This is a genomic window from Clostridium peptidivorans, from assembly GCF_900205925.1.
Lineage (GTDB): Bacteria > Bacillota > Clostridia > Clostridiales > Clostridiaceae > Clostridium_AK > Clostridium_AK peptidivorans.
Map to the genome: position 1 here is coordinate 72,382 of NZ_OAOD01000016.1, position 12,456 is coordinate 84,837.

The 12,456-nt window shown below is 33.4% G+C and carries 10 protein-coding genes and 2 rRNA genes; 1 reads left to right on the plus strand and 11 read right to left on the minus strand.

The window, feature by feature from the left end; genetic code table 11:
- Positions 1 to 7: 7 nt before the first annotated feature.
- Positions 8 to 2,098: a HAMP domain-containing sensor histidine kinase gene (locus CRN98_RS12965; RefSeq protein WP_423237103.1), complete on the minus strand. Its 2,091-nt coding sequence runs from the start codon at positions 2,096 to 2,098 to the stop codon at positions 8 to 10.
- Positions 2,073 to 2,759, minus strand: a complete 687-nt coding sequence (locus CRN98_RS12970) for a response regulator transcription factor (protein WP_097027849.1) — start codon at positions 2,757 to 2,759, stop codon at positions 2,073 to 2,075. The genes CRN98_RS12965 and CRN98_RS12970 overlap by 26 nt, the downstream gene beginning before the upstream one ends.
- A gap of 330 nt (positions 2,760 to 3,089) precedes the next feature.
- Here CRN98_RS12970 and CRN98_RS12975 point away from each other — a divergent pair, with 330 nt between their 5' ends.
- On the plus strand, positions 3,090 to 4,199 hold the full coding sequence (locus CRN98_RS12975) for a Coenzyme F420 hydrogenase/dehydrogenase, beta subunit C-terminal domain (protein WP_097027850.1): 1,110 nt from the start codon (positions 3,090 to 3,092) through the stop codon (positions 4,197 to 4,199).
- A gap of 180 nt (positions 4,200 to 4,379) precedes the next feature.
- Here the strand turns inward: CRN98_RS12975 and CRN98_RS12980 are convergent, their stop codons facing one another.
- The 9 genes from CRN98_RS12980 to CRN98_RS13020 form a co-directional block, all read right to left on the minus strand.
- Positions 4,380 to 5,411: a M42 family metallopeptidase gene (locus CRN98_RS12980; protein WP_097027851.1), complete on the minus strand. Its 1,032-nt coding sequence runs from the start codon at positions 5,409 to 5,411 to the stop codon at positions 4,380 to 4,382.
- Between the two features lie 21 nt (positions 5,412 to 5,432).
- The gene (locus CRN98_RS12985; RefSeq protein ID WP_097027852.1) at positions 5,433 to 6,386 is read right to left on the minus strand and encodes an ABC transporter ATP-binding protein; all 954 of its coding nucleotides are present in this window, start codon (positions 6,384 to 6,386) and stop codon (positions 5,433 to 5,435) included.
- A gap of 15 nt (positions 6,387 to 6,401) precedes the next feature.
- Positions 6,402 to 7,385 (minus strand): ABC transporter ATP-binding protein, encoded by a 984-nt coding sequence (locus CRN98_RS12990; RefSeq protein ID WP_097027853.1) that lies wholly within the window; start codon positions 7,383 to 7,385, stop codon positions 6,402 to 6,404.
- 26 nt (positions 7,386 to 7,411) lie between these two features.
- Entirely contained in the window at positions 7,412 to 8,308 is an 897-nt protein-coding gene (locus tag CRN98_RS12995) for an ABC transporter permease (protein ID WP_097027854.1), read from the minus strand.
- A gap of 23 nt (positions 8,309 to 8,331) precedes the next feature.
- Positions 8,332 to 9,261 carry a nickel ABC transporter permease gene (gene nikB / locus CRN98_RS13000; protein WP_097027855.1) on the minus strand — a complete coding sequence of 310 codons (930 nt, stop codon included), beginning with the start codon at positions 9,259 to 9,261 and terminating at the stop codon, positions 8,332 to 8,334.
- Positions 9,262 to 9,341: 80 nt separating this feature from the next.
- Complete coding sequence (locus CRN98_RS13005; RefSeq protein ID WP_097027856.1) at positions 9,342 to 10,880, minus strand: glutathione ABC transporter substrate-binding protein; 1,539 nt, start codon at positions 10,878 to 10,880, stop codon at positions 9,342 to 9,344.
- Between the two features lie 350 nt (positions 10,881 to 11,230).
- Positions 11,231 to 11,791 (minus strand): nitroreductase, encoded by a 561-nt coding sequence (locus CRN98_RS13010; protein WP_097027857.1) that lies wholly within the window; start codon positions 11,789 to 11,791, stop codon positions 11,231 to 11,233.
- A gap of 331 nt (positions 11,792 to 12,122) precedes the next feature.
- Positions 12,123 to 12,239 (minus strand): 5S ribosomal RNA (gene rrf, locus CRN98_RS13015).
- Positions 12,240 to 12,373: 134 nt separating this feature from the next.
- A 23S ribosomal RNA gene (locus CRN98_RS13020) occupies positions 12,374 to 12,456 on the minus strand; the annotation flags it as partial.

Consider the following 12,456-nt stretch of genomic DNA (forward strand, 5'->3'; position numbering starts at 1 on the left):
CTGGCCCCTAAAATTTTGGCATTTCAATCATAGCCTTAAACAAATCTCCATCTATTTCTATATGAAAGCTTCCATTTTGAATATCAATGAGACTTTTAGCTATGGATAATCCAAGTCCACTGCCTTGACTGCTTCTTGATTCATCTCCTCTTTTAAAACGCTCCATTAGTTCATTTGCAGAGATGTTTAATTCATAAGCAGAAATATTTTTAATTACTATCCTTGCTTCACTTTCTAATTCTTCAATATCTATATATACCCTTGAGCCTGTAAGAGCATATTTAAATATGTTGGACAATAAGTTTTCTATAACTCTCCAAAACAATTTCCCATCTGCTTTAATATAAACTTTATCTTTAGGATGATTTAGCCTAAATTCTAACCCTAGTTCTTCAATTTTATCATTAAGTTCCCCAAGACCTTGAGTTATTAAGGAAGTAACATCTATCTTTTCATATTCTACTGGAATACTTCCACTAGAAGCTTTAGCAGCCTCAAATAAATCCTCTGTTAATATTTTAAGTCTTTGAGACTTTTGGTCTAGTACTTCTATATATTCATCCGCCTTTGATTTATCTGTTTCTTTTTTGAGTAAATCTACATAGGTAATAATTGAAGTTAAAGGAGTTCTTATATCATGAGATACATTTGTGATTAATTCAGTTTTTAAACGTTCACTTTTAACCTCATTTTCAACTGCCTTGTTTAATCCCTCTGTTATACTATTAATATTTGAGGCAAGTTTACCAAGTTCCCCCTTACTTTCTAGGTTTATTTTATGGTTCAGCTCACCATCTTTTACTCTCTCTACCCCTTCTTTTATTAACTGAAATTCCTTTACCTTCTTAAACGCTATCCATACCGCTGCTCCAATTGTTATTGGAAACATGAAAAAAGTTAAGGCAATTAATGCTGGATATCCTATGGTTATTAAAACAACCTTTACAGCAAAACTTCCACTATTATATACTTCTTTTACAAACTTAAATACCCTATAGAATATTCTATAAACCAATGTATTCTTTATGAATGTTCTATTTTTGATATGCTTAATTAATGTCAATACTAAAATCAATCCTAGTGAACCTATGGAAATTGTTAATGGAATTACAATCTTGCCGACATTATAAATACCTATGGCATTTACTGCTATCCCCCATAGTGCTATTAAGAATGCACATGCAGCTAAGTTAATATCATTATATAATTTATCAAAAGAATTTAAATTTATGTCTTTATCCCCAAAGAATCTTCTACCTGTAATAAGTATTAAACATATAAATGATACCAATAATCCTAGTAAAAATCCTGCTATTTCATAAAGACTACTATTAATAATTACTCTGCTTTGTTGCCACTGTTCAATTGCTGGATTCAAATACTCATTCGTGAATCCAATATATATAACAGAATCCTGTTGATGTAATTCATTAACATTTGATGAAATCCAATTATACTTTCTGTCATTAGATTTGTTATTCCATATCTCTTTTGGATATAACTTTTCTTGAACTCTATCATATATCATATAAGAAGGAAAAGACTCAAAATATCCTCTGCTGGTATCTGTAGTGTTTGTTAATGTATTTGTACCATCACTTGCATAATACATAACTCCGTTGAGATTTTTTAATCTTTGAACACATACATTATAATTCTTTAAGTCTTCCTTTATTAAATCATTCTTTATTTGAGAAATTTTATCAGCATAAATCTCTTTAAATTTTTTATAATTTTCTTCATAACTCAAATTAGGATTATACAGCTTAGAATGATCCTGGAACTCCCAATATAAATTGCTGTTGTTTACCTCACTTTGAATTCTATCCTCTGTTATACATCCGCCCTTTGAAACATTTTCCTGATTTTTATATTTCACTGTTATTTTTGTTAATACATCTATAACACTACTGCTCTCTTCTATAAACTTTGAGCTTTGATAATAGCTATCTTCAAAGACTACTCCAAAATCATCATTATTAGTGCTTATTAAATTCATAAAAATTGTTATTGCGCCAGTAAAACATGCAATGACCATTATAAAAAGAACTATCTTAGTTGTTAATGAATGACTATATCTTGTCCACTTTGTATCCAATTCCCCACACCACCTTTAAATATTTTGGTTCTTTAGGATTTATTTCAATCTTTTCTCTTATTTTTCTTATGTGAACTGCTACAGTATTTTCCGGATTAAAGGCAACTTCATGCCATACCTTCTCGTATATGTCGTCTATAGAAAATACTCTCCCCGCATTTGCAGTCAATAACTTTAATATCTTATATTGTACTGGCGTAAGTTTAACCTCTTCCCCATCTACAGTTATAATCTTACTCTCATCATCTATTACAAGTCCTCCTGTTTTAAATACATTATCTTTTGTTTCAAGGCTTCCTAAGGTTGTATATCTTCTTAGCTGAGACTTAACCCTTGCAATCAATTCTAATGGATTAAATGGCTTAGTTATATAATCGTCAGCTCCCATATTTAATCCCATTATTTTATCCGTGTCCTCAACTTTTGCCGAAAGCATTATCACTGGTATATTATTGTTTTCTCTTATCTTCATTGTAGCTCTGAGTCCGTCCATTTTAGGCATCATAATGTCCATTATAACAAGATGTATTTCCTTTTCCTCAATTATTTCTAGTGCCTCTATTCCATTAGAAGCTTTAAATATTGTATACCCTTCATTTGTTAAATAAATCTTTATGGCATCTAGTATTTCCTTATCATCATCGCAAACCAATATATTCAATCCCACTCACCTCAACACGTTAATTTATCCATATTATAACACATCCCTTACTGCTAACTCTAAAATAATGATATCAACTAAATCTTAATAAGTGCCCAACATAAATCTTAAGAATTTCTTAACGTCTGAGATATGTTTCCAATTTTACCTTGAAATCAACATCTATTTTTCCCATTTTACCCCAGGGGTCTGCCCCCAAAACAAATGCAGGAAGGGTTAGCAACTTTTAAAAATAGCTCTTTATTCCAGGTGTCTGCTCCCTAAAATATGGTATAATAGAATCTATCAGAGTAGCTGTTAATGACATTTTCAAAGAAGGGAAGATTTATCATGGAAAAAGTTTATTTAAAGAAAGAATATTGCTCTGGTTGTAGTGCTTGCTACAATTCTTGCCCTACAAAGGCAATTCATATGAAACCAGATGAAGAAGGATTTTTGTATCCTGTTATAGACCAATCACTATGTGTAGATTGCAACAAATGCGTAAACATTTGTCCTTTAATTTGTGAGGGAAATTATAAACAAAAAGCTGAACCAGCATTTTTAGTAGCCAAGCATAAATCAGAAGAAGTTCTTATGAATTCTACATCTGGAGGAGCTTTCACAGCACTTTCCGATGTAATACTTCGTGAAGGTGGAGTAATTTATGGCGTTGATTATGATGATGACTTCCGTGTATTGCACAGAAGAACTGAAACTATTGAAGGTAGAAACCGAATGAGAGTATCTAAATATGTACAGAGCAATATAGGGAATATTTTTGAGCAAATAAAAAAAGACTTAATGGATAAAAGAACAGTATTATTTACTGGAACGCCTTGTCAAGATGCAGGACTTAGAGCATATATGGGTGATTCACCACTCACTGAAAATCTATATGTATGCGATTTGATTTGCCATAGTATTCCTAGCCCTTTAATTTGGGAGGACTATAAGAAGTTATTAGAAAAAGAACATGGTGGAAAACTAACAGATATTCAATTTAGATCTAAAATAATTGACTGGAGTCGAGAAAATAGTAATAAAACATTTCTGTTTAAAACTTCAAGCAGTGAAGATATCCATAACGATGAAAGATTTTACAAGCTTTTCTTCGGTGCAAAGACCATTACGCGTCCTTCTTGCTCAGAGTGTCAATTTACAGATATACACCGCGCATCAGATATTACTATTGCAGACTATTGGGGAATTGAAAAGTATGCTCCTGAATGGATGGATACAAAAGGAGTTTCTGTAATTTTAGTTAATAATGAAAAAGGTGCTGAGCTTCTTCAAAAATGCAGCAAAGAATTAAAATACGAAAAGCGTCCAAAAGAAGAATCTTTTACAGAACAACAGCGTTTAAGTGAACCCGTACAGTTCCCAGAAGATCGTGATAAATTCTGGAATGACTATAGAGAACATGGTTTTGAGTATATCATAGAACAATTAACTAAGTAATACTTGCTGAAAATATTAAAATAACTAGAATAGTTAAAAAAGAACTAGATCATTTTAAAAAGTGTCTATTTCTTTTTTAACTTGGCATATTTATGTCCCCATCTACTTGGCACAACTTCCATTTTAACCCAGGGGCCTGGCCCCCAAACAAAAGACTTGCCACTTGCCATGTGGGTGGCACTATATAATATACTGAATAACTAATTTAATGTTATTTACAATAGCATCCATATGAGTTCTTTCATAATGATGAGTAGCATCCACTCCTGGTCCTATACAAGCAAAGTTTACATCTACACCCTGAAGTATTGATAAGCTTGCATCAGAACCATATCTATAATGTACGTCAACTCTGTAGCCAATGCCTCCCTCTTCTGCAAGTTCAACTAACTTCTTTTTAAATCCAAAATCATAGGGTGTACGACTATCCTTAGCACATATAGTTACACAGTGTTCATCTGAGGTATGTGCTTCTCCTACAGTTCCAATATCCAGTGCAAGCATTTCAACAGTTTTTTCAGGTATTGCTGTTACCCCATGTCCCATTTCTTCATAATTGCTTAAAAAGAAATGTACTGTATTCTTAGGTTTTATATTATTATCTTTTAAATATTTACACACACCAAACAAAACAGCAACACAGGCTTTATCATCAATATATCTTGATTTTATATATCCATTATCAGTAAAAATTGTTCTTGTATCAAAAGCAACAAAATCCCCTACTCTTATTCCAAGCTTTAGAGTATCCTCCTTTGTATGTACATCTTCATCAATTCTTACTTCCATGTTTTCTTCTGTTCTTAGAGTTTCCCGGACTTCCTCGGAGTGAACATGTATAGAAGCTTTATCAGGAAGTAAAACACCTGTATATTCCTTACCTTGCATAGTCTTTATTATTAAATTTTCTCCTTCATAAGCAGTCCACGCATAGCCGCCAATGGCTGAAAGCCTTATTCTACCATTAGATTTAATTTCTTTTACCATTGCACCTAATGTATCTACATGTGCAGAAATCAGCTTATGCTCCTCATCATTTTCCCCAGTTATTGTGCCCATAATGGCACCTTTTCTTGTGGTAGTAACAGGTATATTCATGCCTTCAAATTCTTTTCTTAGTCTTTGAGTTATAGTTGATGTATCCCCTCCAGGACTTGGAATACTAAAAATCTCCGCCATAAGGTCTTTTACATATTTCATATCAATATTCAACTTTTATGCCTCCTAAATATTTTATTGACCTGCAAAATGACAGGCAACATACCTTTCATTTCCTATTTCTCTTAACTCAGGCGTTTTCTCCTTACAAATATCATGCTTACAATTGCATCTACCATAAAATCTACATCCATCTGGTGGATCTACAGGACTCGGTACGTCCCCTTCAAGGATAATTTTTCCCTTTTCTACATCCACCTTAGGTATTGGTATGGCAGATAAAAGAGCCTTAGTATATGGATGCAGTGGATTTTTAAATATAGATTTATAATCTGATAGCTCCACTATCTTTCCAAGGTACATAACTGCTATTCTATCGCTTACATGCTTAACAACACTGAGATTATGAGAGATAAATAGATAGGTAAGATTAAACTCCTTCTGCAAACTGTTCATTAAATTTAATATCTGAGCTTGTATACATACATCAAGTGCAGATACAGGTTCATCAAGTACAATAAATTCTGGTTTCAGCGCTAAGGCTCTTGCTATGCCTATTCTTTGTCGTCTTCCGCCATCAAGCTCATGCGGATACGCATTTATCAACCTTTCTTCAAGTCCTACGGTTTCCATTACTTCTTTAACTCTAGCCTCTATTTCTGCATTGTTTTTATATATTCTATTTACATAAAGAGGTTCGGCAATAAGTTCTGAAACAGTTATTCTTGGATTTAATGATGAATATGGATCTTGAAAGACTATTTGCATCTTTCTTCTCATATCTTTCATTTTTCTGGGGCTATATTTAACTATGTCCTCGTCATTATATATTACTTGTCCACTAGTTGGCTCATGAAGACGAAGTATTGCCCTTCCTGTTGTGGATTTTCCACAGCCTGATTCTCCAACTAGCCCCAATGTTTCTCCTTTATTGATATAAAAGCTAACATCATCTATTGCATGAAGCATCCCTTTTTTTGTTTTAAAATATTTCTTTAAATTGTTAATCTCCAATAACTTCTCTGCCATTTTCTATCCTCCCTTCTAACTTTCTTTATTGTCCTCATAAATAAAACAATTTACAAAATGTCCTTTTTCTACTTCTATCTTAGGCGGCTTACTTAATGAACATTTTCCCATTGCTTTAGGACATCTTGGATGGAAAGCACATCCTGATGGAAGATTTGTAGGATCTGGTGTTAATCCCTTAATTACTGGCAGCTCCTCCTGATCCCTATCCAAATCAGGTATGGAATCAAATAATCCATTTGTATATGGATGAAGAGGATTTAAATACAAGCTTCTCTTATCTGCATATTCCACAGCATTACCTGCGTACATAATAGCTACCTTATCACATATTTCTGCTACAATTCCAAGATCATGAGTTATCATAATCATTGAAGTTTTGTACTGTTCTTTCAAGTTCTTCATTAGGTCAAGTACCTGTGCCTGTATTGTAACATCCAGAGCAGTTGTAGGCTCATCAGCAATCAAAAGACTTGGATTACATGCAAGTGCTATTGCTATTACAACCCTTTGCTTCATTCCTCCGCTAAATTGATGGGGATAATCTTTAGCTCTTTCCTTTCTTATTCCTACTGTTTCAAGCATTTGTTCAGCTTTTTTTAAAGACTCTTCCTTTGTAACACTTTCATGAAGCTGAATCATTTCTGCTATTTGTTCTCTAACTGTTATAACTGGATTTAAAGAAGTCATTGGGTCCTGAAATATCATAGCAATCTTACTTCCACGTATATCCCGCATTTCCTTTTCTGACTTTTCAAGTAAATTTTCACCCTCTAAATATATCTCTCCGCTGACTATTTTTCCTGGAGGATTTGGAATCAACTGCATTATCCCAAGTGCTGTGGTAGTTTTACCTGCACCAGTTTCCCCTACAAATCCGAGTGTCTCGCCATAGCCCAGAGATAAATCTAAACCATCAACAGCATGAACAGTTCCTTCATCGGTTTTATAATGAATAGTTAAATTCTTTATATCTAATAAATTCTCACTATTACTCATCTCATCACTCTCCTAATCTTTAGAACCTAATTTTTAAGTTTTGGATCTAATGCATCTCTTAGACCATCACCTAAAACATTAAGCGCAAATATTGTGATAACTATTGCAAGTCCAGGAAACAAAGTCATATACCAATAGTCTCTTATATATCCTCTTCCACCGGAAAGCATTGAACCCCATTCAGGTGCTGGTGGCTGAATTCCAAGCCCAATAAAGCTAAGACCTGCTGCAGTCAATATTGCAAGTGCAACACCTAAAGTTGCTTGCACAATGATAGGTGCCATAACATTGGGAATAATATGCTTAAAAATTATTCTCGTATTACTAGATCCTGCTGCCTTAGCAGCCTCTACAAATTCCTGATCCTTTATTGATAATACAGAGGCTCTTACTATTCTAGCGTAACCTGGTATAGACGAAATACCAACTGCAATCATAAGATTAATAAGTCCTGGACCTAAAGCTGCAACTATTGATATTGCAAGAAGTATTTGTGGTATGGCAAGCAGTATATCCATAAATCTCATTATTATATTATCTAGCATACCACCATAATATCCAGCTAAAGCTCCCAGTACACCACCCGTAATTACAGCAATACTAACTGCAATAAATCCAACCTCTAAGGATATCCTTGAACCATAAATAATACGGCTGAAAATATCTCTTCCAAATTCATCTGTTCCAAAAATATGCTCTGAGCTTGGGAACTGAAAAGTAGCTTCAAGGTTTTGTTTGTCATATGCATAGGGTGCTATAAAATCTGCAAAAATAGCAACTAACAATAAAATTGCTATTATACCTAGCCCTACCAAGGCAAGTTTGTTCTTTCTAAGTCTTTTCCATACTTCCATTAACTGACTAGTTCTTTTCTTGGTAGTTTTATTCATTTCCTTATTTATTTCTATATTAACTCCACTCATCTACTTGTACCCCCTTTAATTGATTAACTATATTGAGACTTTATTCTTGGGTCTACATAGGCATATAGTAAATCAACCAGCAAGTTTACAATACTAAACGCTATTGCTATAAATAAAACTCCCCCCTGTACTACAGGGAAATCTCTCATTTTAATAGAATCAACCATCAATCTTCCTATGCCTGGAATTGAAAAAATTGATTCTGTTAGTACCGCACCTCCAAGTAATCCCCCAAACTGAAGTCCAATTATTGTGATGATAGGTATCAATGCATTTCTAAGTGCATGTTTTAAAATAACCACTCGTTCTTTTTGTCCCTTAGCTCTAACTGTTCTAATATAATCTTGTCTTATTACCTCAAGCATACTGGATCGTGTCATACGGGTAATTATTGCAACTGATTGTGCACCAAGTGCTACCGCTGGTAAAATCATATACTTTAGGCTACTAAAGCCAGATGCCGGAAATAAATGTAGTTTAACTGCAAAGAGAAGTATTAAAAGTAATCCTAGCCAAAATACTGGCATTGATATTCCTATTAAAGCAAATATCATAGAAACAGAATCAAACCACGAATACTGCTTTACAGCTGATATTATTCCTATTGGAATACCCAGCAAAATTGCAAATACCATAGATAATGCTGCAAGCTTAAAAGTTGCAGGAAAACAATCTGCCAATTCTTTTAGTACAGGTCTTTTGGTTACATAGGAATTTCCAATATCCTGATTCACTACTAAATTTTTTAGATAATTGCCATATTGAACTATAAAGGGTTTATTAAGCCCCATCTCCTCTCTCAACTGCTGAACAGAAGCCTCTGGCGCTGATTCTGCAAGGATTATTTTTGCTGGATCTCCTGGAGTTATATACATTAATGAAAATACAATAAAGGTTACTCCAATAATTACTGGTATAAGGAAAACAACTCTACGAATTATATATTTTATCAAATTTATTCCTCCCCTCATTAATACTTTAATGATTTGATTTAAGGGGTATATTTCTATACCCCTATTAAATTTTTTATATTCTATTGAAAACTAACATTATAAAGTACATGATATCCAAATGGACTTGGCACAAAGCCTTTTACACTTTTGCTAGTACCAACAACTTGCTCACCATTTGATAAGAATACCCAAGGTGCCTGTTCCTTAACTTCCTTTTGAATTTCTTTATATATTTCTTCTCTTTCTGGTGAATTCTTCATAACTCTACCCTTCATTATTAATTCATCAACTTTGGCATTTTTAAAGAATGAATAATTACCGCCTGTACCAGCTTTTGATGAATGCAGAGGTGCATATACTGCTAAATCTGGATCTGGAGTCTGGCATGTCCAGCCTATGATAAACATATCATGCTCACCCTTTGAAAGACCATCTAAGTATGCCCCCCACTCAAGAATTTTTATTTCAGCATCTATACCAACTTCTTTTAATTGGCTCTGCATTATTGTTGCCATATCAACTCTTTCTTTTTTCTCATTTGTCCAAATAGTTGTCTTAAATCCCTTTTCATATCCAGCTTCCTTTAATAATTCTTTAGCCTTTTGAACATTATATTCATGCACCTGAAGGCTCTTATCTGAATAAAGTACATTTGGTCCTATTGGTCCAACTGCAACCTTTCCTACTCCTCTCCAAACTGTTTCTACAATTGACTTTGTATTTAAAGCATAGCTAATTGCCTGACGAACCTTTACGTCATTAAATGGCTTCTTTTGATTATTAAATCCTAAATATTGAGTTGAGTTATCAATTATTCTTGCAATTTGTAATTTTTCATTTTCCTCAATTCTTTTTATATCGTTAGATGATATTTCATAAGCTATATCTACTCCGCCGCTTTCAAGTTCTATTGCTCTATTTGTAGGTTCTGGAATTACTCTTATAGTCATTTTACTAAATTTAGGCTTATCCCCATAAAAGTCATTAAATCTTTCAAGTTCAACTCTATCGCCTTTTGTCCAACTAACAAATTTAAATGGACCAGTTCCTACAGGACTCATAGCATATTTTTCTCCAGCTGCTGTAACAGCCTTTTCACTTAATATACTTCCACCACAGTGTGTTAAACCTGCAAGAAACCCAGATGACGGAGCTTTAGTTTTAAATGATATTGTATAATCATCTGGCATTTTAAAGCTGCTTGTATCTATATCCCCAAAAATATGTGATACAAGTGCTGATTTTGCAGCTCTTTCTAGGCTAAATTTTACGTCACTAGCCTTCATTTCTTCACCATTGTGAAATTTCACGCCTTTTTTAAGCTTAAATTCATATGTAAGCTCATCTAGCTGACTAAATGAATCTGCAAGCATAGGCACTACTTCATTTTTTTCATTCATCTGTACAAGTGTCCCGTAAATTTGAGTCATTACATTTGATGATGCAACATCGTTAACAACATGTGGATCAAGTGATTTTGCATCATAGGCTGTTGCTACCACTAAAGAATCTTTTACCGTACTTTCTTTAGTTTCAGACTTTCCGCAGCCACTAAATAGCGAAATTCCCAAGCAGAAACTTGCCATTAAGGCCAAAACTCTCCTTTTCTTTTTTAACATGAATTTTCCCCCTTTTGAAATTTTAATTACTTTAAAGACCTAAAAGCTTTGCTAGCGACCTTTAATACGTTACTTTACTTTTGTAATTGTATTATATTATGTTACGTCACTGTAAAAAATTACATAGATTTTAAAGATTTGCTAACATTTATAATTTGTTTTATCCCCAAAATTCCATATAGCTATTTTGATAGTTTTCACTATACTTAACTATAACTTGGAACTTAATAAAGACAGGCATCAACCACTTCTGCATTTTATGCAGAAAGTCAAAACCTGTCCTTAAATATTTACTCTATTTTGTAGTTATCATATTTTTTTTATAAACGAATACATGTACATGGCACTTTTTATTTTATATAATTTACTATGTTTTCTCTTCTTGCTGGTGCATTAGTTATATTTACTTTTTTATAACCCAAAGCTACGGAGTGTATTTGTTTGTAGCCTTCTGGAATTCCTAATTTCTTTAAATATTCCTTACCTTCTTCACTATTTAATAGGTAAGCTACAAATCCAACCCAGCAGGAACCAATTCCTAAAGATTCTGCTGCCAATAGCATATTTTCAGTAGCTGCAGCACAATCTACAACTGCCATCTGATTACTTTCATCCCCTGAAATAAGTATTACAGTTGGAGCATTGTAAAACACATGAAAATTTTTATTTTCTCCAAATTTTTTAATATATTCATTGTCTGATTTCTTTGCTAGCTCCTTAAATCCGTTACTAAGTAGATCTATCATTTCCTTATTTTGAATTACTGTAAAGTGCCAAGGCTGCTTATTTGTAGCACTTGGTGCATATATACCAGCATCTAAAATTTCCTTTAGCTGCTCATCTTTTATTTGTTCACTTTTAAACATTCTTGTGCTTCTTCTTTCTCTAATTACCTTTAATACTTCATTCATTTATAGTTCCTCCCATTTACATCCAATCAATTATTATTTTCCCTGCTTATTTCATAATTAATTATTTCCCTATCAATTGATTTTATACTGCCACTTAATTTTATCACAAAATTAGCTACCACAATAAAAAATCCTTATAGATTCAAGCATTTATCAATACGATATATTAATTTAATTATACTGTCATGATATTATTTCACATTAAAAATGCAGAGCTTTTGCCCTGCATTTTACCACTTTGTTTCCTCGGAAATACATTGTTTCATTTCTAGCCTACTTTTAATACTTCAAAAAATAAAACAATCCTGAACTTTTCAGCTCAGGATTGTTTATCTGGCAACGACCTACTCTCCCACCGGGCCTCCCCGGCAGTACCATCGGCGCTTTGAAGCTTAACCTTCGTGTTCGGAATGGGTACGGGTGTTACCTTCAAGCCATAATCACCAGATGCTCTAGCTCTTAAAATCTTCGATTTTCTAGATATAGAGTACTCATCAGCTACGCTGAGGAGTTTCCTTTTTAGGTTATTCATCATAACCATATTTAGAGAGTTGTTCTCTCAAAATTGCACAGAGTAATAATTAGATCAAGCCCTCGACCTATTAGTATCAGTCAGCTGAATGCATTACTGCACTTACACCTCTGACCTATCAACCTTGTGTTCT